General features: G+C 43.8%; 33 protein-coding genes. 31 read left to right on the top strand and 2 right to left on the bottom strand.

Features of this window, described 5'->3' with window-relative positions; all coding sequences use genetic code 11:
* The 30 genes from rplP (at position 1) to JOD03_RS12310 (ending at position 17491) form a co-directional block, all read left to right on the top strand.
* A complete protein-coding gene (rplP, locus tag JOD03_RS12165) occupies positions 1 to 435 on the top strand; it encodes a 50S ribosomal protein L16 (protein ID WP_204591504.1) in 435 nt (144 codons plus the stop codon).
* The gene (gene rpmC, locus JOD03_RS12170) at positions 425 to 625 is read left to right on the top strand and encodes a 50S ribosomal protein L29 (protein WP_053591325.1); all 201 of its coding nucleotides are present in this window, start codon (positions 425 to 427) and stop codon (positions 623 to 625) included. The genes rplP and rpmC overlap by 11 nt, the downstream gene beginning before the upstream one ends.
* Positions 626 to 643: 18 nt before the next feature.
* Positions 644 to 907: a 30S ribosomal protein S17 gene (gene rpsQ, locus JOD03_RS12175; protein WP_204591506.1), complete on the top strand. Its 264-nt coding sequence runs from the start codon at positions 644 to 646 to the stop codon at positions 905 to 907.
* A gap of 42 nt (positions 908 to 949) precedes the next feature.
* On the top strand, positions 950 to 1318 hold the full coding sequence (gene rplN / locus JOD03_RS12180; protein WP_204591508.1) for a 50S ribosomal protein L14: 369 nt from the start codon (positions 950 to 952) through the stop codon (positions 1316 to 1318).
* A gap of 35 nt (positions 1319 to 1353) precedes the next feature.
* A complete protein-coding gene (rplX, locus tag JOD03_RS12185; protein ID WP_204591510.1) occupies positions 1354 to 1662 on the top strand; it encodes a 50S ribosomal protein L24 in 309 nt (102 codons plus the stop codon).
* A gap of 26 nt (positions 1663 to 1688) precedes the next feature.
* Positions 1689 to 2228, top strand: a complete 540-nt coding sequence (rplE, locus tag JOD03_RS12190) for a 50S ribosomal protein L5 (protein WP_204591512.1) — start codon at positions 1689 to 1691, stop codon at positions 2226 to 2228.
* Positions 2229 to 2247: 19 nt separating this feature from the next.
* Positions 2248 to 2433 carry a type Z 30S ribosomal protein S14 gene (locus JOD03_RS12195; protein WP_094942199.1) on the top strand — a complete coding sequence of 62 codons (186 nt, stop codon included), beginning with the start codon at positions 2248 to 2250 and terminating at the stop codon, positions 2431 to 2433.
* A 29-nt stretch (positions 2434 to 2462) separates the two neighbouring features.
* A complete protein-coding gene (rpsH, locus tag JOD03_RS12200) occupies positions 2463 to 2861 on the top strand; it encodes a 30S ribosomal protein S8 (RefSeq protein ID WP_204591514.1) in 399 nt (132 codons plus the stop codon).
* A 30-nt stretch (positions 2862 to 2891) separates the two neighbouring features.
* Entirely contained in the window at positions 2892 to 3431 is a 540-nt protein-coding gene (gene rplF, locus JOD03_RS12205) for a 50S ribosomal protein L6 (RefSeq protein ID WP_204591516.1), read from the top strand.
* A gap of 31 nt (positions 3432 to 3462) precedes the next feature.
* Positions 3463 to 3822: a 50S ribosomal protein L18 gene (rplR, locus tag JOD03_RS12210; protein ID WP_204591518.1), complete on the top strand. Its 360-nt coding sequence runs from the start codon at positions 3463 to 3465 to the stop codon at positions 3820 to 3822.
* Between the two features lie 21 nt (positions 3823 to 3843).
* On the top strand, positions 3844 to 4344 hold the full coding sequence (gene rpsE, locus JOD03_RS12215) for a 30S ribosomal protein S5 (RefSeq protein WP_204591521.1): 501 nt from the start codon (positions 3844 to 3846) through the stop codon (positions 4342 to 4344).
* Between the two features lie 14 nt (positions 4345 to 4358).
* Positions 4359 to 4541 (top strand): 50S ribosomal protein L30, encoded by a 183-nt coding sequence (gene rpmD / locus JOD03_RS12220; protein WP_204591523.1) that lies wholly within the window; start codon positions 4359 to 4361, stop codon positions 4539 to 4541.
* A gap of 34 nt (positions 4542 to 4575) precedes the next feature.
* Positions 4576 to 5016: a 50S ribosomal protein L15 gene (rplO, locus tag JOD03_RS12225; protein WP_100354151.1), complete on the top strand. Its 441-nt coding sequence runs from the start codon at positions 4576 to 4578 to the stop codon at positions 5014 to 5016.
* Positions 5016 to 6308, top strand: a complete 1293-nt coding sequence (gene secY, locus JOD03_RS12230) for a preprotein translocase subunit SecY (protein WP_204591524.1) — start codon at positions 5016 to 5018, stop codon at positions 6306 to 6308. The genes rplO and secY overlap by 1 nt, the downstream gene beginning before the upstream one ends.
* A gap of 63 nt (positions 6309 to 6371) precedes the next feature.
* Positions 6372 to 7025: an adenylate kinase gene (locus tag JOD03_RS12235; RefSeq protein ID WP_204591526.1), complete on the top strand. Its 654-nt coding sequence runs from the start codon at positions 6372 to 6374 to the stop codon at positions 7023 to 7025.
* Positions 7026 to 7331: 306 nt separating this feature from the next.
* Positions 7332 to 7550, top strand: a complete 219-nt coding sequence (gene infA, locus JOD03_RS12240; protein ID WP_094942190.1) for a translation initiation factor IF-1 — start codon at positions 7332 to 7334, stop codon at positions 7548 to 7550.
* A gap of 37 nt (positions 7551 to 7587) precedes the next feature.
* Positions 7588 to 7701, top strand: coding sequence for a 50S ribosomal protein L36 (gene rpmJ, locus JOD03_RS12245; protein ID WP_204591528.1), 114 nt, complete (start codon positions 7588 to 7590; stop codon positions 7699 to 7701).
* Between the two features lie 18 nt (positions 7702 to 7719).
* A complete protein-coding gene (gene rpsM / locus JOD03_RS12250) occupies positions 7720 to 8085 on the top strand; it encodes a 30S ribosomal protein S13 (protein WP_204591530.1) in 366 nt (121 codons plus the stop codon).
* 25 nt (positions 8086 to 8110) lie between these two features.
* A complete protein-coding gene (gene rpsK, locus JOD03_RS12255) occupies positions 8111 to 8500 on the top strand; it encodes a 30S ribosomal protein S11 (RefSeq protein ID WP_094942188.1) in 390 nt (129 codons plus the stop codon).
* A gap of 103 nt (positions 8501 to 8603) precedes the next feature.
* Positions 8604 to 9548, top strand: a complete 945-nt coding sequence (locus JOD03_RS12260; RefSeq protein ID WP_204591532.1) for a DNA-directed RNA polymerase subunit alpha — start codon at positions 8604 to 8606, stop codon at positions 9546 to 9548.
* A gap of 53 nt (positions 9549 to 9601) precedes the next feature.
* Positions 9602 to 9982: a 50S ribosomal protein L17 gene (gene rplQ / locus JOD03_RS12265; protein WP_094942187.1), complete on the top strand. Its 381-nt coding sequence runs from the start codon at positions 9602 to 9604 to the stop codon at positions 9980 to 9982.
* A 309-nt stretch (positions 9983 to 10291) separates the two neighbouring features.
* Complete coding sequence (locus JOD03_RS12270) at positions 10292 to 11134, top strand: energy-coupling factor ABC transporter ATP-binding protein (protein WP_204591534.1); 843 nt, start codon at positions 10292 to 10294, stop codon at positions 11132 to 11134.
* A complete protein-coding gene (locus JOD03_RS12275; RefSeq protein WP_204591536.1) occupies positions 11110 to 11985 on the top strand; it encodes an energy-coupling factor ABC transporter ATP-binding protein in 876 nt (291 codons plus the stop codon). The genes JOD03_RS12270 and JOD03_RS12275 overlap by 25 nt, the downstream gene beginning before the upstream one ends.
* Positions 11985 to 12782: an energy-coupling factor transporter transmembrane component T family protein gene (locus tag JOD03_RS12280; protein ID WP_204591538.1), complete on the top strand. Its 798-nt coding sequence runs from the start codon at positions 11985 to 11987 to the stop codon at positions 12780 to 12782. The genes JOD03_RS12275 and JOD03_RS12280 overlap by 1 nt, the downstream gene beginning before the upstream one ends.
* Before the next feature lie 10 nt (positions 12783 to 12792).
* Positions 12793 to 13539, top strand: a complete 747-nt coding sequence (gene truA, locus JOD03_RS12285; protein WP_204591541.1) for a tRNA pseudouridine(38-40) synthase TruA — start codon at positions 12793 to 12795, stop codon at positions 13537 to 13539.
* Positions 13540 to 13704: 165 nt separating this feature from the next.
* The gene (gene rplM / locus JOD03_RS12290; RefSeq protein WP_204591543.1) at positions 13705 to 14142 is read left to right on the top strand and encodes a 50S ribosomal protein L13; all 438 of its coding nucleotides are present in this window, start codon (positions 13705 to 13707) and stop codon (positions 14140 to 14142) included.
* Positions 14143 to 14164: 22 nt separating this feature from the next.
* On the top strand, positions 14165 to 14557 hold the full coding sequence (gene rpsI, locus JOD03_RS12295) for a 30S ribosomal protein S9 (RefSeq protein WP_094942181.1): 393 nt from the start codon (positions 14165 to 14167) through the stop codon (positions 14555 to 14557).
* 391 nt (positions 14558 to 14948) lie between these two features.
* A complete protein-coding gene (locus JOD03_RS12300; protein WP_204591545.1) occupies positions 14949 to 15911 on the top strand; it encodes an NERD domain-containing protein in 963 nt (320 codons plus the stop codon).
* A 162-nt stretch (positions 15912 to 16073) separates the two neighbouring features.
* Positions 16074 to 16421 (top strand): N-acetylmuramoyl-L-alanine amidase family protein, encoded by a 348-nt coding sequence (locus JOD03_RS12305; RefSeq protein WP_239584977.1) that lies wholly within the window; start codon positions 16074 to 16076, stop codon positions 16419 to 16421.
* 20 nt (positions 16422 to 16441) lie between these two features.
* Entirely contained in the window at positions 16442 to 17491 is a 1050-nt protein-coding gene (locus JOD03_RS12310; RefSeq protein WP_204591549.1) for an Mrp/NBP35 family ATP-binding protein, read from the top strand.
* A 45-nt stretch (positions 17492 to 17536) separates the two neighbouring features.
* On the opposite strand, the gene JOD03_RS12315 is transcribed toward JOD03_RS12310, so the two are convergent.
* The gene (locus JOD03_RS12315) at positions 17537 to 17749 is read right to left on the bottom strand and encodes a hypothetical protein (protein WP_204591551.1); all 213 of its coding nucleotides are present in this window, start codon (positions 17747 to 17749) and stop codon (positions 17537 to 17539) included.
* Between the two features lie 6 nt (positions 17750 to 17755).
* On the bottom strand, positions 17756 to 18073 hold the full coding sequence (locus JOD03_RS12320) for a GerD family protein (RefSeq protein ID WP_204591553.1): 318 nt from the start codon (positions 18071 to 18073) through the stop codon (positions 17756 to 17758).
* A gap of 131 nt (positions 18074 to 18204) precedes the next feature.
* On the opposite strand from JOD03_RS12320, the gene JOD03_RS12325 reads away from it, so the two are divergent.
* The gene (locus tag JOD03_RS12325; protein WP_204591555.1) at positions 18205 to 18879 is read left to right on the top strand and encodes a KinB-signaling pathway activation protein; all 675 of its coding nucleotides are present in this window, start codon (positions 18205 to 18207) and stop codon (positions 18877 to 18879) included.
* The last annotated feature ends 105 nt before the right edge of the window (positions 18880 to 18984 follow it).

Raw genomic sequence — 18984 nt, forward strand, 5'->3', positions numbered from 1 at the left:
ATGTTAATGCCTAAACGCGTTAAATACCGTCGTCAACACCGTGGAAAAATGCGCGGACAAGCAAAAGGCGGTACAGAAGTAACATTTGGTGAATTTGGCCTTCAGTCAACTGAAGCAAGCTGGATCACAAGCCGTCAGATTGAGTCTGCACGTATTGCAATGACACGTTACATGAAACGTGGCGGTAAAGTTTGGATTAAAATTTTCCCGCACAAACCATATACGAAAAAGCCTCTTGAGGTACGTATGGGTTCTGGTAAGGGAGCACCTGAAGGCTGGGTTGCTGTCGTTAAGCCAGGAAAAATCATGTTTGAAATTGCAGGAGTATCTGAAGAGGTAGCACGCGAAGCACTTCGTCTTGCATCTCACAAGTTGCCTGTAAAATGTAAAGTAGTTAAACGTCAAGAAATTGGTGGTGAATCTAATGAAAGCTAATGACATCCGTGAACTTACTACAGCTGAGATCGAACAAAAGGTAAAATCACTGAAAGAAGAGCTTTTCAACCTTCGCTTCCAATTGGCGACTGGTCAATTAGAAAACACAGCTCGCATTCGTGAAGTCCGCAAAGCGATTGCACGTATGAAAACTGTGATTCGCGAAAGAGAAATCAGTGCAAACAACTGATAAAGGAGGTTTTCAAGCATGACTGAGCGTAACCAACGCAAAGTATATACAGGCCGTGTTGTTTCAGACAAAATGGACAAAACTGTAACTGTTTTAGTTGAAACTTACAAGACACACAAACTATACGGCAAGCGTGTAAAATATTCTAAGAAATTTAAAGCACATGATGAAATGAACGAAGCTCAAGTAGGAGATATCGTACGCATCATGGAAACTCGCCCGCTGTCAGCTACAAAACGTTTCCGTTTACTGGAAGTTGTAGAAAAAGCGGTTATTATCTAATCATAATTCGGAACTATTTATTTCCGGAAGGAGGTAACCTAAATGATCCAACAAGAGAGTCGTATGAAAGTTGCTGACAACTCAGGAGCACGTGAAGTTTTAACTATTAAAGTTCTAGGTGGTACTGGACGTAAGACTGCTAACATCGGCGATATCGTCGTGTGTACAGTTAAGAAAGCAACACCAGGTGGCGTTGTTAAGAAGGGTGACGTAGTTAGAGCGGTAATCGTTCGCACGAAAAGCGGAGTTCGCCGTAAAGACGGTACGTACATCAAATTTGATGAGAACGCTTGTGTCATCATCAAAGACGACAAAGGACCTCGTGGAACTCGTATTTTCGGACCAGTTGCACGTGAACTACGTGACAGCAATTTCATGAAAATCGTATCTTTAGCTCCAGAAGTTCTTTAATTACGAGATAGTGCCAATCAAGGAGGTGCGACAGAATGCATGTAAAAAAAGGCGATAAAGTCATGGTAATCTCAGGGAAAGATAAAGGGAAAACAGGTGTTATCCTTTCAGCGTTTCCTAAGAAAGACCGCGTGCTAGTTGAAGGTGTAAACATCGTCAAAAAGCACACTAAGCCAAACCAAGCAAATCCACAAGGTGGAATTGTAGAACAAGAAGCTGCCATTCACGTATCGAATGTTATGTTGATTGACCCTAAAACAGGGGAACCAACTCGCGTAGGGTACAAAGTGGAAGACGGTAAAAAAGTTCGTGTTGCCAAAAAATCTGGTGAAATTCTTAAATAAGCAAAATGAAGAAGGGAGGTACACACATGAACCGCCTAAAAGAAAAGTTTGTTAACGAAGTTACTCCTGCTCTTATGAGCAAGTTCGAATATACATCTGTTATGCAAGTACCAAAAGTAGATAAAATCGTGATCAACATGGGTGTGGGCGACGCTGTCCAAAACACTAAATCACTTGATGCTGCTGTTGAAGAGTTGCAAACAATCGCTGGTCAAAAGCCAGTTATCACTAAAGCTAAAAAATCTATCGCCGGCTTCCGCCTTCGTGAAGGTATGCCAATCGGTGCGAAAGTTACATTACGCGGTGAGCGTATGTATGACTTCTTGGATAAATTAATCTCAATCTCACTTCCACGTGTACGTGACTTCCGCGGTGTTTCTAAAAAAGCATTCGACGGTCGCGGTAACTACACTTTAGGTGTTAAAGAGCAATTAATCTTCCCTGAAATCGATTATGATAAAGTATCTAAAGTCCGCGGTATGGACATCGTAATTGTAACAACTGCGAACTCTGATGAAGAAGCTCGCGAGTTATTGACACAATTCGGTATGCCATTCCAAAAGTAAATAATAGGGAGGCGAAATCGTGGCTAAAAAATCAATGATCGCTAAACAAAAACGTACGCCAAAACATCCAGTGCAAGCCTACACACGCTGTGAGCGTTGTGGACGTCCGCACTCTGTATATCGTAAATTCAAGCTTTGCCGTATTTGTTTCCGTGAGTTAGCTTACAAAGGACAAATTCCAGGCGTTAAAAAAGCAAGCTGGTAATCCCCTAAACTGGGAAGGAGGTAAATGTAATGACAATGTCAGATCCAATTGCAGATATGCTGACTCGCATTCGTAATGCGAATATGGTTCGTCACGAGAAACTAGAAGTGCCTGCTTCAAACTTGAAGAAGGAAATCGCCGAAATCCTAAAGCGTGAAGGTTTCGTCCGTGATGTAGAGTATGTAGAAGATAGCAAACAAGGTATCATCCGTATCTTCTTGAAATACGGTCAAAATAACGAACGTGTTATCACTGGCTTAAAACGTATTTCTAAACCAGGTCTTCGCGTTTACGCGAAAACTAGCGATGTTCCTAAAGTACTTAACGGTCTTGGGATCGCATTAATTTCAACTTCACAAGGTCTTGTAACTGATAAAGAAGCTCGTGCTAAACAAGTTGGCGGAGAAGTCGTCGCTTACGTTTGGTAATCCGTAACAAATGAATGGAGGTGCAACAGCATGTCTCGCGTAGGTAAAAAAGTTATTGAAGTACCAGCTAACGTTACCCTGACAATTGCAGATGACAACACTGTCACTGTAAAAGGTCCTAAAGGTGAGTTAACTCGTACGTTCAACCAAGATATGAAAATCGAACAAGAAGGCAACACACTTTCAGTAGTGCGTCCGTCTGAGTCGAAAGAACATCGTACAGTCCACGGAACAACACGTGCGTTACTAGCTAACATGGTCACTGGTGTTTCTGAAGGATTTACACGCAGTCTTGAATTAGTTGGGGTAGGTTACCGTGCACAATTACAAGGTAAGAAACTTGTACTTAACGTAGGTTACTCTCACCCAGTTGAATTCACACCTGAAGATGGTCTTGAAATCGAAGTTCCTTCTAACACGAAGGTAATCGTTAAAGGGATCAACAAAGAACGCGTTGGAGCATTAGCTTCTAACATCCGTCAAGTACGTCCTCCAGAGCCGTATAAAGGTAAAGGAATTCGTTATGAAGGCGAAGCCGTTCGTCGTAAAGAAGGTAAAACAGGTAAATAATGCTCGTAAGCATTAGAAAGGAGTGACCACTGTGATTACGAAACAAGATAAGAATCAAGTTCGTAAGAAACGTCATGCACGTGTTCGTACAAAAATCACGGGAACTGCTGAGCGTCCACGCTTAAACGTATACCGTTCTAATCAACACATTTATGCACAATTGATTGATGATGCTTCTGGTGTAACACTAGCTAGCGCTTCAACAATGGAAAAAGACTTTGACGGTGCTACAGGTAATGTAGAAGCTGCAGCGAAAGTTGGCGAAGCAATCGCTAAACGCGCAGTAGAAAAGAACGTTACTTCTGTTGTATTTGACCGTGGAGGTTACTTATATCATGGACGCGTGAAAGCATTAGCTGATGCTGCACGTGAAAATGGCTTAGAATTTTAAGAAGAAGGAGGGAAATACATCATGCGTGCTATTGACCCAAACAAATTTGAATTCGAAGAACGCGTAGTAACAATCAACCGTGTTGCTAAAGTTGTAAAAGGTGGACGTCGTTTCCGCTTTACAGCATTAGTCGTTGTTGGTGACAAAAACGGACATGTTGGATTCGGTACTGGTAAAGCACAAGAAGTGCCAGACGCAATCCGCAAGGCTGTTGAAGACGCGAAGAAAAACTTAATCGAAGTACCAATGGTAGATGGAACTACACCTCACCAAGTGCTTGGCCACTTTGGCGCTGGTTCGATCCTAATCAAACCTGCTGCACCTGGTACAGGAGTTATCGCTGGTGGACCGGTTCGTGCTGTACTTGAGCTAGCTGGTATCACTGACATTCTTTCTAAATCACTAGGTTCTAACACACCAATCAACATGGTTCGCGCTACTGTTGAAGGTTTAACACAACTGAAGCGTGCTGAAGATGTTGCTAAGCTTCGTGGTAAATCAGTGGAAGAACTATTAGGATAAGGGGGGAATTGACAATGACAAACAAATTAGAAATCACCCTAACTAAAAGTTTGATTGGTTCAAAGCCTAACCAACGTAAAGTTGCTGAGGCACTTGGTCTTCGTAAGATGCACCAAACAGTTGAACATCAAGACAATGCTGCAATTCGTGGAATGATCACGAAAGTAGCTCACCTAGTCACAGTTAACGAGAAGTAATTCTCTGATTTTACAATTAAGGAGGTGCCACCAGTTGAAACTACATGAGTTAAAACCAGCTGAAGGTTCACGTAAAGAACGCAACCGCGTAGGTCGTGGTACAGGTTCTGGTAACGGTAAGACATCAGGTAAAGGTCACAAAGGGCAAAACGCTCGTTCTGGCGGTGGAGTACGCCCAGGATTCGAGGGTGGACAAAACCCATTGTTCCGTCGTTTACCAAAACGTGGATTTACAAACATTAACCGTAAAGAATATGCTGTAGTCAACCTAGATGCGCTTAACCGTTTCGAAGAGGGCACAGAAGTTACACCTGCTCTTCTTATTGAAACAGGTGTAGTGAGCAAAGAAAGATCTGGAATCAAGATCCTTGGTAACGGAACTCTTGATAAAAAGCTTTCTGTTCAAGCTCACAAGTTCTCTGCTTCCGCTAAAGAAGCAATCGAGAACGCAGGCGGATCCGTCGAGGTGATTTAATGTTTCAAACAATCTCTAACTTTATGCGTGTGCGAGATATTCGAAATAAAATTCTTTTCACGTTAGCAATGCTCGTCATCTTCCGTTTGGGAACGTTCGTACCAGTACCAAACGTTGATGCAGACGTGCTGCGTGCTTCTGATGAGTTAGGGATTATTGGATTCCTAAACATTTTCGGTGGGGGCGCGTTGGTCAACTTCTCTATCCTAGCGATGGGAATTATGCCATACATCACCGCATCTATCATTGTGCAATTGCTACAGATGGATGTTGTCCCGAAATTTACAGAGTGGGCAAAACAAGGAGAAGTCGGAAGACGGAAACTTGCACAATTCACTCGTTATTTCACAATCGTACTTGCGTTTATTCAAGCAATCGCTATGTCATACGGGTTCAACCAAATGTATAGTGGCCAATTGATTCAAGACGACGGCGTAATGACATATGTTGTTATCGCAATCGTATTGACTGCTGGAACAGCATTCTTGCTATGGTTAGGTGAGCAAATTACAGCTCATGGAGTGGGTAATGGAATTTCTATTATCATCTTCGCGGGTATCGTAGCTGCCATCCCAACAGCAGTAAACCAAATCTACGCTACGCAAATTGAAGGAGCGGGCGATGCCTTATTCATCAATCTTGCAATTCTCGCATTAATTTTATTGGCAATCATCGCTGTAACTGTTGGTGTTATCTACATCCAACAAGCACTTCGTAAGATTCCAATTCAATATGCAAAACGTGTAGCCGGCTCGTCATCCACTGGCGGTCAGCAAACACACTTACCATTAAAAGTTAACGCGGCGGGAGTTATCCCGGTAATCTTCGCATCTGCTTTCTTAATGGCGCCGCAATCACTTACACTGTTCTTCGGAACGAACTCGTTCACTGAAACGATGACACGTGTACTTGATTACACACAGCCGATCGGTATGGTATTGTTCGTTGGTTTGATTGTTGCCTTCACATACTTCTATGCATTCATTCAGGTGAATCCAGAGAACGTGGCAGACAACTTGAAAAAGCAAGGAGCGTACATTCCGGGGATTCGTCCAGGGAGCCAAACGCAAGATTATTTAACAAGTGTGCTTTACCGCTTAACATTTGTTGGGGCAATTTTCTTAGCAGTGATTTCAATCATGCCTTTGTTATTCATTGAATTTGCAGGTCTGCCACAAGCAGCGCAAATCGGTGGAACAAGCTTGATCATCGTTGTAGGGGTTGCACTAGAGACAATGAAACAGCTAGAGTCACAACTTGTGAAGCGTCACTATAAAGGGTTTATGAAGTAAGAGGTTGAAATGGGGACAATGTGTTCCTCTTTCGACCTATTGATGAGAGGGAGGAAAAAACGTATGAATATCGTTTTAATGGGTTTGCCAGGTGCCGGTAAAGGTACGCAAGCAGATAAAATTGTTGAGAAGTACGAAATCCCTCATATTTCTACAGGCGATATGTTCCGTGCGGCTATTAAAAACCAAACGGCATTAGGTCTTGAAGCAAAATCGTTTATGGATCAAGGTGCTTTGGTACCTGATGAAGTAACGATTGGTATCGTTCGTGAACGCTTAAGCCAACCGGATTGTGAAAAAGGATTCTTGTTAGATGGTTTCCCACGCACAGTTCCTCAAGCAGAAGCTTTGGATGCGACACTTGCTGATTTGAACAAATCAGTGGAACATGTCATCAACATTCAAGTGGAGCAAGAAGAGTTGATTAAACGTTTAACTGGTCGTCGCATTTGTAAAGAGTGTGGCACTGCTTATCACTTAGTCTTTAATCCTCCACAAGAGGAAGGCAAATGTGATAAAGATGGTGGCGAATTGTATCAACGTGCGGATGATAATCCAGAAACGGTCACCAACCGTCTGGAAGTAAATATGAAGCAAACACAGCCATTGCTCGATTTTTATAGCGACAAAGGCGTGTTGACAAATATTGATGGTCAGCAGCATATTACAAAGGTGTTTGCTGATATCGATGCTCTATTAACAAACCACCGCAAGTAACCCCGGTTCTAGTCTTCGGACGCCCGGGTGGTATGCAACAAGAAATTGTTTTTCTCGAGAGCTGCAAAAGCATATTGCGCCCGGTATACGAACGGATGGTGGGAAAGTGTACAACTGCCCATCGGAAGGGGTATAATGGGTTTCGTGGAAGCATCGATTGCTTTATGCGAAGCCTTACGAGTGTCTTTCGATCATCTCTCATGCTTTCCAGACATATGCTCTCAGCAGACGATCGTACCTGTATGAAGCAACGACAACATCGAATGGGGCTTCGGCTTGATTTGTATAAGAAGGGAGACTGGGTTGATGGCGAAAGATGATGTAATTGAAGTCGAAGGAACAGTAATTGAGACTTTGCCAAATGCTATGTTCAAGGTAGAACTTGAAAATGGCCACACAATTTTGGCACACGTTTCTGGAAAGATCCGGATGCACTTTATTCGAATTCTTCCTGGAGACAAAGTCACAATTGAACTATCTCCTTATGATTTAACTCGCGGTCGTATTACGTACCGTTTTAAATAATCTTTTGCACTCCGGACTATTAAGGAGGTTAGGTTAGATGAAAGTGAGACCATCTGTAAAACCGATCTGCGAAAAATGTAAGATTATTCGCCGACGCGGTAAAGTAATGGTAATCTGTGAAAACCCTAAACACAAACAAAGACAAGGTTAATTTGAAGGAGGTGCACTCATGGCACGTATTGCTGGTGTTGATATTCCTCGCGATAAGCGCGTTGTAATTTCATTAACATACATTTATGGTATTGGTAAAAACACAGCTCAGAAAGTTTTAGAAGCTGCTGGCGTATCTCAAGATACTCGTGTACGCGATCTAACTGAAGATGAGCTAAACAAAATTCGTGAATCAGTCGGTGCGTTTAAAGTAGAAGGAGATCTTCGTCGTGAAATCTCTCTAAACATCAAACGTCTAATGGAAATCGGTTCATTCCGTGGTATCCGTCACCGTCGTGGTCTACCAGTTCGTGGACAAAATACGAAGAACAATGCGCGTACGCGTAAAGGTCCTCGTAAAACTGTAGCGAACAAGAAAAAATAATCGGTAAAGGAGGTTTCTTCTCAACATGGCACGTAAACAACAAACTCGTAAACGTCGTGTGAAAAAGAATATCGAGTCTGGTATTGCTCACATCCGTTCTACATTTAACAATACAATCGTTACGATTACTGACATGCAAGGAAATGCCCTTTCATGGTCAAGCGCTGGAGCACTAGGATTCCGTGGTTCACGTAAATCTACTCCATTCGCTGCACAAATGGCTGCTGAAACAGCTGCAAAGGGTTCTATGGAACACGGTTTGAAAACGTTAGAAGTAACAGTAAAAGGTCCTGGTGCTGGTCGTGAAGCTGCAATTCGTGCACTTCAAGCTGCTGGTCTAGACGTAACTGCTATTAAAGACGTAACTCCAGTTCCACATAACGGTTGCCGTCCACCAAAACGCCGTCGCGTGTAATAGGTGAAACTGCATCATTTATTGGACTGATGAAAATCAGCAACGATCGAATTCATGATGGCAAGTCCTATACATTCGATGTTTTGAGGGAGGGTAAAGTAGTATGCTGGAAATCGAAAAACCAAAGATTGAAACGATAGAAATCAGCGAAGATGCGAAATATGGCAAATTTGTTGTTGAGCCGCTAGAACGTGGGTATGGAAATACTTTGGGGAATTCACTACGCCGCATTCTTCTGTCTTCTTTACCAGGAGCTGCAGTGACTTCTATTCAAATTGATGGTGTACTTCACGAGTTCTCAACTATTGAGGGCGTTGTAGAAGATGTTGCATCTATCATTATGAACGTGAAAAAACTTGCACTTAAAATCTATTCCGATGAAGAAAAAGTCATCGAAATTGATGTCAAAGGTGAAGGGTCAGTAACTGCTGCGGATATTACGCATGACAGTGATGTTGAAATTTTGAACCCTGAACTCTATATCGCAACAATCGGCAAAAACGGACACCTTCGTATGCGTCTTTATGCAAACCGAGGCCGTGGCTATACTCCTGCTGATCAAAACAAACGTGAGGATCTTCCTATCGGCGTAATCCCGATCGACTCTATTTACACTCCAGTTTCACGCGTTAATTTTCAAGTAGAAAATACTCGTGTTGGTCAATCGACGAACTACGATAAGTTATCGCTTGATGTGTGGACAGATGGTAGCACCGGTCCAAAAGAGGCGATTTCGCTTGGAGCTAAAATCTTAACGGAGCACTTGAACATCTTTGTTGGCATGACAGATGAGGCAAAAACTGCTGAAATCATGGTCGAAAAAGAAGAAGATCAAAAAGAAAAAGTCTTGGAAATGACAATTGAAGAGCTTGATCTTTCTGTACGTTCTTACAACTGCTTGAAGCGCGCTGGAATCAACACGGTTCTAGAACTTGCGAACAAGTCAGAAGACGACATGATGAAAGTACGTAACCTTGGACGTAAGTCACTTGAAGAAGTAAAAGCGAAGTTAGATGAGCTTGGCTTAGGATTACGTAAAGAAGACTAAGCGCTAAATTTGATTCAGCTAGATAATTATTGAACTAAAGGAGGGAAACATCCATGGGTTACCGCAAACTTGGACGTACAAGTTCTCAGCGTAAAGCGATGTTACGTGACTTAACTACGGACCTAATCATCAACGAGCGTATTCAGACAACTGAAGCACGTGCGAAGGAATTACGTTCTGTAGTTGAAAAAATGATCACATTAGGAAAGCGTGGCGATCTTCATGCTCGCCGTCAAGCTGCTGCTTACATTCGCAACGAAACAGCTGTGAAAACAGATGAAGAAGGCAATGAAACATCAGTATACGCTTTATCTAAACTATTTGATGATGTAGCACCACGCTACGCAGATCGTCAAGGTGGTTACACACGTATCATGAAAGTTGGTCCACGTCGTGGAGACGGCGCACCAGTAGTAGTGATCGAATTAGTGTAAGACAATGAGAGAGGGTTTAGGGTTCACCCAGACTCTCTCTTTTTCAAAAGATTTATACGACAATTAAAAAGGCTGAGCGTTACGATGAGCGGGTCCTCCGGGGCGGCGTCTCGTCTAGCTCTACGCACCTCATCGAGCAGACTGCCTTGAGCAAGCGGCCTGTTAAACCCTGAAGAGCGCACTGATGAGGTGCGCGCTTTTTTATTACCTAAAAATAATGGTAGTAGTTCGGAAGGAATGCATTCCCGGTGCATTGCTTCGGACTTATTACAAAAAGTCGAGATTAGTTGAGTAGAGGAGGAATAGGACATGACAACCGTTGTAAAACTTCAAGACGTATCATATACGTATCCTTCAGATGAAGTCGTGAAACCAGCTGTTTCCCACGTCTCCTATTCGGTTGAGCAAGGAGAATGGATTGCGATTGTCGGCCATAACGGGTCGGGTAAATCAACAATGGCAAAATTGATCAACGGATTATTGTTTCCGAGTGAAGGGGTCGTCGAGTTATTTGGCCAGCCTTTGAATGAGGACACGTTATGGGAGAGCCGTTCGCAACTTGGAATGGTGTTCCAGAACCCGGATAACCAATTTGTCGGAGCTACTGTTCAAGATGACGTAGCCTTCGCATTAGAAAATAACGGCATTGTCTATGAAGATATGGTGGAGCGTGTGCACTCTGCTTTGCAACAAGTGCAGATGGCGGACTTTTTAAATCAAGAGCCCCATCACTTATCAGGTGGACAGAAGCAACGAGTGGCCATCGCCGGAGCTATTGCCATGCGACCTAAATTACTCATTTTAGACGAAGCGACGTCGATGCTCGATCCACAAGGGCGCCGAGAAGTGATTCAAACACTTCAAATGCTGCGTGAGTCGTCTGAAGTGACCGTATTATCGATTACACATGACCTAGAAGAAGCGATGCTTGCGGACCGGGTCATTGTCATGAACGGCGGCGAAAAGTTCCTTGAAGGTCGTCCTGAAGAAGTATTTGCGAATCGGGAACAAATTACGAAGCTCGGCCTTGATTTACCATTTGCAGCAAACGTTGCGAATCTTCTTCGTGCACGCGGAGTCGATGTGCCAGCTACAATCATGTCAGAGAAAGAATTGGTGGAAGCATTATGGACATTACACTCCGACAAGTAAGCTATGCCTATGCGGCGGGGACACCTTTTGAAAAACGTGCACTTCATGAGGTGGATCTTACCATTCCAACGGGCAGTTACCAAGCCATCATTGGTCACACAGGCTCCGGGAAGTCGACTGTCTTACAGCATTTGAATGCCATTTTAAAACCGACTGCCGGAACTGTGACGATTGGTGAGAAAGTGCTCGAGGCAGGGGTCAAACCGAAAGAATTAAAGTCTGTGCGCAGTCGTGTCGGCATTGTATTCCAGTTTCCAGAGCATCAATTGTTCGAAGAGACAGTAGAAAAAGACATCATGTTTGGTCCGATGAACTTTGGCGTGCCAGAAGAAGAAGCGCGTCGACGTGCCCACGAATTAGTCGGGCTACTGGGTTTGCCAGAGGGAACATTACAGAAGTCGCCGTTTGACCTATCTGGTGGCCAGATGCGCCGAGTAGCGATTGCTGGCGTTCTTGCGATGGATCCAGACGTCCTTGTACTCGATGAACCGACAGCTGGACTTGATCCACGCGGTCGGAAAGAAATCATGAACCTGTTCGCCCGTCTACACGAAGAGAAGAACTTGACGACGATTCTCGTGACACACAGTATGGAAGATGCTGCACGCTACGCGGACCGTGTGGCCATCATGCACAGTGGGCGATGCGTAGTGGAGGGGACGCCGCAAGAGGTGTTTGCGCAAGACGAGTTGTTGCGCGACTTCCGCTTGGAGCTTCCTCAGTCTGTAAAACTCCAACGTGAATTTGAAACGATTACAGGTCAGGCATTTCCGGTGCTTTATTTGACAGAAGAGACCCTGGCTGAAGCGATTGCCTCGCATTTTGAGCAAGAAAGTGAGGGAACGCGCTGATGTTAGAAAAAATGATTTTTGGTCGCTACATCCCTGGCGACTCGATTGTGCATCGCATTGATGCACGTGCAAAATTGATTTTTGTGTTCCTGTTCATCGCCATCGTATTTTTAGCCAATAGCTGGATCACGTATGGTTTGTTGATTCTGTTTACGTTATTCATTGTGCGTCTTTCGGGCATCCGTTTTTACTTCATTGTGATGGGGCTCAAGCCGGTCCTCTTCCTGCTCATTTTCACGTTCTTATTGCATACATTCTTCACAAAAGAAGGAACCGTGCTACTTGACCTTGGGTTTACAGAAATCTACACAGGTGGAGTTATCCAAGGGGTTTTCATCGCCATTCGTTTCTTTGTCCTCGTCGTGATGACAACGATTTTGACGCTGACGACAACGCCGATTTCGATCACGGATGCATTAGAACTGTTAATGAACCCATTGAAGAAAATCAAAATGCCCGTCCATGAGCTGGCATTGATGATGTCGATTTCATTACGCTTTATTCCGACATTGATGGATGAGACGGACAAGATCATGAAAGCGCAAATGGCACGTGGATCGGATATGACGACCGGACCTTTCAAAGAACGTTTAAAGGCCGTCGTTCCCTTACTGATTCCGTTGTTTGTCAGTGCGTTTAAACGAGCAGAAGACTTGGCGACTGCGATGGAAGTACGCGGTTACAAGGGCGGGGAAGGCCGAACACGGTTCCGCCAGCTTGACTGGAAGATGCGCGACACAGGAGCAATTATTGTGTTGCTAGGTCTAGCGGTCGCTCTTGTCTTGTTGCGTAGTTAGGAGGAGCGACATGCGATTACGTGCAACAATTAGTTACGATGGCAGTGGCTTCTCTGGCTATCAAGTTCAACCGAATGGACGGACCGTGCAAGAAGAAGTAGAGAAAGTGCTGACCAAGATGCATCAAGGAACATTTACACGTATCACGGCGAGTGGACGAACGGACACGGGCGTTCACGCAACCGGTCAGGTCATCCATTTTGACAGTCCTCTCACAATTCCGCCTCCAGGGTGGGTGAAAGGCTTAAATGCTCAACTCCCTGCAGATATCCGTGTACTTGCGGTCGAGCAGGTCGCGGACGATTTTCATGCTCGCTACCATGTCTGTTGGAAGACCTATCGCTACAAGTGGACGTTAGAGGCCATCCCTATGCCATTCGAGCGTCATATGCTCTCTCACGTTCCTGGAAAGCAGCCGGACGTCTCACGCATGCAACAGGCTGCCCAGGCTCTACTAGGAGAACATGACTTCCGAAGCTTTAGTGCAGCGAACACAAGCATTCAAGATTTCGTACGGAAGATTTATGATGTGCGTCTGGAGTCCCATGGCAATCAGTTGCATCTTGTTGTGACCGGCAACGGCTTTTTATACAATATGGTCCGGATTTTAGCGGGCACTTTGTGGGAAATCGGAATCGGCAAGAAGCAGCCAGAAGACTTGGCAGGAATCATCGCTGCAAAAGACAGGGGCAAGGCCGGAAAAACCGCGCCACCACAGGGCTTATATTTAGAAAAAGTAGGTTACGAAGAGCTGTAGCAACTTTTCCAGGTGTTTTTTGAAAATCGCTTGACAGAATGTCGTATCTGTTATACGATGATGTATGGTATTTTCAAAACCCCACAAATAAGCCCCGAAACTTAATTGTTAGGTTAAATAGAAAATTCAAGAACGAATAAGATCGTTATTAGGAGGACAATATACATGCGTACAACATTCATGGCTAAAGGTCACGAAGTAGAGCGTAAGTGGTTAGTTGTTGACGCGGAAGGCCAAACTCTTGGTCGTCTAGCTTCAGAAGTAGCTTCAATCTTACGTGGGAAAAACAAACCAACATTCACACCAAACGTTGACACTGGTGACAACGTGATCATCATCAACGCTGACAAAATCGAATTAACTGGTAACAAATTGCAAGACAAAATTTACTACCGCCACACACAATTCACTGGTGGTCTTAAGCAACGTACTGCACTTGAGATGCGTACGAAGTACCCAACTCAAATGTTAGAACTAGCAATCAAAGGCATGCTTCCTAAAAACTCTTTAGGTCGTCAAATGTTCCGTAAGCTTCACGTTTACGCTGGAGCAGAACACCCACATGCAGCACAAACACCAGAAGCATACGAGCTTCGCGGATAATCATTAAGAGGAGGACATACCCTTGGCACAAGTTCAATATATCGGCACAGGCCGTCGTAAAAGCTCAGTCGCTCGCGTACGTTTAGTACCAGGCGAAGGAAAAATCATCATCAACAAACGTGAAGTAGCGGACTACGTTCCATACGAAACGCTTGAGCAAATCATCAAACAACCACTAGTAACTACTGAAACTCTAGGTAGCTACGATGTACACGTAAACGTAAACGGTGGAGGATTCACTGGTCAAGCTGGTGCTATCCGTCACGGTATCGCACGTGCTCTACTAACTGTAGACCCAGACTTCCGCGGTAAATTAAAATCTGCTGGATTCTTAACACGTGACCCACGTATGAAAGAGCGTAAAAAGCCAGGTCTTAAAGGCGCTCGTCGTGCACCTCAGTTCTCAAAACGTTAATTGTTGGAGCCGATTCAAACCCATCTTCGCTTATCGCGAGGGTGGGTTTTTTGTTTTGTTAGAAAGGGCTTTGAGTAGCTAAGGGCTTACTAGAAAGGGCTTTTGATGCTTAAGATCTTGCTAGAAAGGGCTTAAGTAGCTAAGGGCTTACTAGAAAGGGCTTAAACATTTTGGGGGATTCGCTGGATTAGTTTCCATAATATGAGGAAGTGGTGAACAGGATGATTTAGACGGCGAATCTCGCCCCTTAGACCTCGAACATCTCGGACACAATTGGTGAAACTCCCGACACAATAACCGAACCATCAGACATAGTCTCAGTTTCTTAAACCAATTAAAGGAAGAAATGAATGTACACCTATTTCATAAGGTGATATTCTACTAAAAAGGAGTGATTGCTATTTACATTCACCACACTACCTCGTTCATCTCTGCTCTTGAAATCTTCTACGCTCAACTCCCGCACTATCACCCTCAAAAAAGTTATATAGAATCTCAACTAAAAAATATTAAAACGGGTGAGAGAGGCGAATCTAAAGTTTTTCGTTATTTGGAAGAAGTGAGTTTTAAAGAGCCCCCGATAATTCTTCGTAATTTTATAACACAGGTTCATACGCGACGAGTGATTCAGATCGACTTAGTGATCATCACGCGAAGATACATTCTTTTAATTGAAGTGAAAAATATTGCAGGGCATATTAAGTTCAATTCAGTACCTGCTCAACTAATTCGTACATTACCAGAAACACCTCCGCAAGCTTTTGATTGTCCATTCACTCAGCTAGATCGAAATTTAAATGGCTTCTCTACACTTTTTCCAGATTTACAATTACCTATTTATACTGCTCTTGTTTGGGCAAACGCTTCTGCTACATTTGATTTTTCATCCCAACCTCCTCACACTTTTATAACACTTAAGAGGTTACCTCTATTCGTTCAACAGCTCGAGCAACTTCCACTAGTTCTACCTGATAATGAAGTCCAAAAGTTACTACAAAAAATAATAACTAAAACTCAATTTTTTCAAGAAGTACCATTCTCTAAAAGGTATAGGATTGAGCGAGCTGAACTACTTGAAGGATTATTCTGTCCAACATGTCATTCTGCTCTAAAAAGATTCGTTAGAACCTGGGTATGCAAAGTCTGCAATGTGAAAGCGCATGAACTGATTGCGCTAAATATTCTCAGTCAATTTGCAATTCATGGGCCGGTTTTAAGTATTTCTGAAATTCGTAAGCAGCTACCAGAGATAGGGGCGGATGCTATACGCAAAGTATTATTACAAGCTGGTTATGCTGCTGAAGGAAATACTAATGCAAGAGTTTATAGAAAGAAAATTGAGGGAGGAGATTAGTTTCCATAATATAAGGAAGTGGTGAACAGGAAGATTTAGACGTCGAATCTCAGCCGTTAGACCTCGAATCTCTCGGACACAATTGGTGAAACTCCCGACACAATAACCGAACCTCTCGGATTCTGCCATCCCACGTCATACCCAAAACCCTCCCCGCATACACTGCATCAAAAAGGAGTCGGGGCACAAGTATTCTTCCATGAAGAAGGGGAAGTGAACGGGGAGCCCCTCGCAAAAGCCATTCAAGCGACTCTTCGCGAAACCTTGCAAAATACAGAGCGGGAAGCGATGGGAATTCGTCAAATTTATCTCCTCAAAAAAGCCAATGCCCCTTCCGCGTTAATTGAAACAGGGTTTATCAGCAATGAAGAAGAACGCGCACTCTTGCAAACATCAGAATATCAGCAAAAAATAGCACACGGCATTGTCACTGGCCTCGAACAATTTTTTCAGTCGCAAGCACAAGCAACCCCTACTCCACAAGGGTATGCTATACTAATAGACGACTAGGAAAAAAAGGGGTTTTGAGCATGCTAACCGAACAAGAGGTACGGGCTCTTCTTGGAAAACTCGAAGATCCGTTTCTACATAAAATACTTGAAGAAACAAACGGAATTCTGTCCGTTAAAATCAAAGAAGAAAAGAATTACGTAAGCGTCAAAGTCGCAATCGCAAAAACAAATACAGCAGAACAAATGCAACTTCAAACAAAAGTTGTCGATACACTAAAGAGTGCGGGTGTGGCTACAGTCGGAATCCGTTTCGAAGAACTTCCACAAGAAGCACTTGAGCAATTCCGTGGCCAACTTGGCGCAGCAGCAGAAAGCCTCACATCTCCTGCAACAAGCGTGAAGATCATTTCAATCGCTTCTGGTAAAGGTGGCGTAGGGAAATCAACTGTTTCTGTAAACTTAGCAGTTGCACTTGCACGCCTAGGAAAAAAAGTAGGCCTTGTCGACGCAGACATCTATGGATTCAGCGTGCCAGACATGATGGGTATTCGTGAGAACCCACAAATTAAAGAAGACCGAATCATTCCAGTGGAACGTAAAGGTGTCAAAGTCATTTCTATGGGCTTCTTCGTAGAGAACAATGCACCAGTCGTTTGGCGCGGACCGATGCTTGGAAAAGTTCTTGATCAATTCTTCAAAGATGTGGAGTGGGGAGAACTCGACTTCCTTCTATTAGACTTACCACCCGGAACAGGTGATGTCGCTTTAGATATTCATCAGATGCTTCCGGCTTCAAAAGAAATCGTCGTCACAACACCACACCCAACAGCCGCTTTCGTAGCAGCACGAGCTGGGGCAATGGCTCTACAAACCGACCACGAAGTTATCGGCGTCATCGAAAATATGGCATGGTATGAATCGAAGTCAACGGGTGAACGTGAGATGGTGTTCGGAAAAGGTGGAGGACCGAAACTTGCGGAAGAACTTCGCACAGAGTTATTGGGTCAGATTCCACTAGGCCAACCGGATTGGAACAACGAAGATTTTGCGCCTTCTGTTTATGAAGAGTCACATCCGACGGGCAAACTTTACAACGAAATCGCACAACAAGTTATCGAACGCGCATAATCAAAAGGCAGTATTCTCATCAGTCGAGAATACTGCCTTTTCTTGTTACTGGCCCCCACCACCAGCTTGACCACCGCCAGAACCGCCACCACCAGCGCCACCATCGCCTGACGAGCCACCTGCACGATCTCCTCCACGAGAAGGACCGCCTTCAGATCCACCGGTACCTTTTCCAGCTTCCGCCGCTTTCATCACAAGATCTTGCCAATACGCTGTCCAAACAGGATTTTGAATCGTTTCTTCTACAACTTTTTTCATCTCTTCTCACAAACTGCTCGACTTCAACAGCTTCTCCAGTTCTTGCTGCTGTGTCGGTTGTTTCCAAAACTCTTCCCACTCTTTCATATACGCGGGGTCTGTCATCAATTGCTTCATCAATTCTTTCTGCTGAGCCGTCATACTCTTTGCCATCGAGTCCATAAATTTCGGGTCTTGCATCGAATGTTCCCAAAAAGCTTTGCCATCCTCTGTTTTCTGCACATCAATTACCATCTTTTTCGTTTCATCGTATGTCGACTTTTGCTCAAATGGAGAACAGGCACCTAGAATCAAAATCGATAGTAGTAGCAGCCAAACGCGCATCATCCTCACCTCTTTTTCAATTAGTGTTCACAATTGATAGGGAATTATGCAAGAACTGGCGTGATTCATAGATTTTTATCTAAATAATTTGATACAATCGAGAAGAACTAGAAAGAGATGGAGGATTTTTCGTGACTATACGAAATTGGTTTAAATTTTTTGTACGCGCGATGCTCATCGGTGGACTTATCACAGGTGTGCTCGGCTTATTTATACGATGGGACGATGCATTCGCCCAATACTTCCAAGCGGGTGAGTGGGGAGAATTCACAGCGGCTTTTGTCTTTATGGTTGTTATGGGGTTCACTGTAAGTGTTATTGCTCAGATGGGATTTTTTGCGTATTTAACAATTCATCAGATGGGCGTCAATATTTTTAAGAGCCTTACACTTTGGAACTGGGTTCAGGTTTTACTTATCATCATTGTCATCGGAGATTTAATCATCTTCCGATTCCGACCAGGATCAGCATCCACTGAACAGTTACTACTATATCTTGGACTACTTCTTGTCCTGATTGGAACTGGTGTGACCGTTGCCATGATCAAAGCACGTCTGACAAAGAAACACGCATTGATTTCTGCGATGTTCTTCATGATTGTTATTTCTACATTAGAATGGTTGCCAGTGCTCATGGTACGCGCTGAAGGTGTGGATAGCTGGGTGACATTATTGTTATTCCCAATATTGGCGGTCAACGCATTTCAACTTCTGGCGTTACCGAAGTACAACAAACAATCTGAAATTGACCTTGCGAAGCGTGAAGAACGACGCAAAGCTCGGAAGCAGCAAGCCGCTCAACAATAAGTTGAGTGGTTTTTTTAAAAGATAAGAAAGTATATAATTTTTGATGCCATGAGCCCAGTGTTCATGGTATTTTGATTTTATGGAGACAAATATTCTTAAGCAGAT

Source organism: Chryseomicrobium aureum, assembly GCF_016909155.1.
In the GTDB taxonomy this organism is placed as follows: Bacteria; Bacillota; Bacilli; order Bacillales_A; family Planococcaceae; genus Chryseomicrobium; species Chryseomicrobium aureum.

What these genes read in the sequence shown, in the direction of transcription:
- rplP (WP_204591504.1), top strand. Translation starts at nt 1, where the DNA reads ATGTTAATGCCTAAACGCGTTAAATACCGTCGTCAACACCGTGGAAAA.
- rpmC (WP_053591325.1), top strand. Translation starts at nt 425, where the DNA reads ATGAAAGCTAATGACATCCGTGAACTTACTACAGCTGAGATCGAACAA.
- rpsQ (WP_204591506.1), top strand. Translation starts at nt 644, where the DNA reads ATGACTGAGCGTAACCAACGCAAAGTATATACAGGCCGTGTTGTTTCA.
- rplN (WP_204591508.1), top strand. Translation starts at nt 950, where the DNA reads ATGATCCAACAAGAGAGTCGTATGAAAGTTGCTGACAACTCAGGAGCA.
- rplX (WP_204591510.1), top strand. Translation starts at nt 1,354, where the DNA reads ATGCATGTAAAAAAAGGCGATAAAGTCATGGTAATCTCAGGGAAAGAT.
- rplE (WP_204591512.1), top strand. Translation starts at nt 1,689, where the DNA reads ATGAACCGCCTAAAAGAAAAGTTTGTTAACGAAGTTACTCCTGCTCTT.
- rpsH (WP_204591514.1), top strand. Translation starts at nt 2,463, where the DNA reads ATGACAATGTCAGATCCAATTGCAGATATGCTGACTCGCATTCGTAAT.
- rplF (WP_204591516.1), top strand. Translation starts at nt 2,892, where the DNA reads ATGTCTCGCGTAGGTAAAAAAGTTATTGAAGTACCAGCTAACGTTACC.
- rpsE (WP_204591521.1), top strand. Translation starts at nt 3,844, where the DNA reads ATGCGTGCTATTGACCCAAACAAATTTGAATTCGAAGAACGCGTAGTA.
- rpmD (WP_204591523.1), top strand. Translation starts at nt 4,359, where the DNA reads ATGACAAACAAATTAGAAATCACCCTAACTAAAAGTTTGATTGGTTCA.
- secY (WP_204591524.1), top strand. Translation starts at nt 5,016, where the DNA reads ATGTTTCAAACAATCTCTAACTTTATGCGTGTGCGAGATATTCGAAAT.
- JOD03_RS12235 (WP_204591526.1), top strand. Translation starts at nt 6,372, where the DNA reads ATGAATATCGTTTTAATGGGTTTGCCAGGTGCCGGTAAAGGTACGCAA.
- infA (WP_094942190.1), top strand. Translation starts at nt 7,332, where the DNA reads ATGGCGAAAGATGATGTAATTGAAGTCGAAGGAACAGTAATTGAGACT.
- rpmJ (WP_204591528.1), top strand. Translation starts at nt 7,588, where the DNA reads ATGAAAGTGAGACCATCTGTAAAACCGATCTGCGAAAAATGTAAGATT.
- rpsM (WP_204591530.1), top strand. Translation starts at nt 7,720, where the DNA reads ATGGCACGTATTGCTGGTGTTGATATTCCTCGCGATAAGCGCGTTGTA.
- rpsK (WP_094942188.1), top strand. Translation starts at nt 8,111, where the DNA reads ATGGCACGTAAACAACAAACTCGTAAACGTCGTGTGAAAAAGAATATC.
- JOD03_RS12260 (WP_204591532.1), top strand. Translation starts at nt 8,604, where the DNA reads ATGCTGGAAATCGAAAAACCAAAGATTGAAACGATAGAAATCAGCGAA.
- rplQ (WP_094942187.1), top strand. Translation starts at nt 9,602, where the DNA reads ATGGGTTACCGCAAACTTGGACGTACAAGTTCTCAGCGTAAAGCGATG.
- JOD03_RS12270 (WP_204591534.1), top strand. Translation starts at nt 10,292, where the DNA reads ATGACAACCGTTGTAAAACTTCAAGACGTATCATATACGTATCCTTCA.
- JOD03_RS12275 (WP_204591536.1), top strand. Translation starts at nt 11,110, where the DNA reads ATGGACATTACACTCCGACAAGTAAGCTATGCCTATGCGGCGGGGACA.
- JOD03_RS12280 (WP_204591538.1), top strand. Translation starts at nt 11,985, where the DNA reads ATGTTAGAAAAAATGATTTTTGGTCGCTACATCCCTGGCGACTCGATT.
- truA (WP_204591541.1), top strand. Translation starts at nt 12,793, where the DNA reads ATGCGATTACGTGCAACAATTAGTTACGATGGCAGTGGCTTCTCTGGC.
- rplM (WP_204591543.1), top strand. Translation starts at nt 13,705, where the DNA reads ATGCGTACAACATTCATGGCTAAAGGTCACGAAGTAGAGCGTAAGTGG.
- JOD03_RS12310 (WP_204591549.1), top strand. Translation starts at nt 16,442, where the DNA reads ATGCTAACCGAACAAGAGGTACGGGCTCTTCTTGGAAAACTCGAAGAT.
- JOD03_RS12315 (WP_204591551.1), bottom strand. Translation starts at nt 17,749, where the DNA reads ATGAAAAAAGTTGTAGAAGAAACGATTCAAAATCCTGTTTGGACAGCG.
- JOD03_RS12320 (WP_204591553.1), bottom strand. Translation starts at nt 18,073, where the DNA reads ATGCGCGTTTGGCTGCTACTACTATCGATTTTGATTCTAGGTGCCTGT.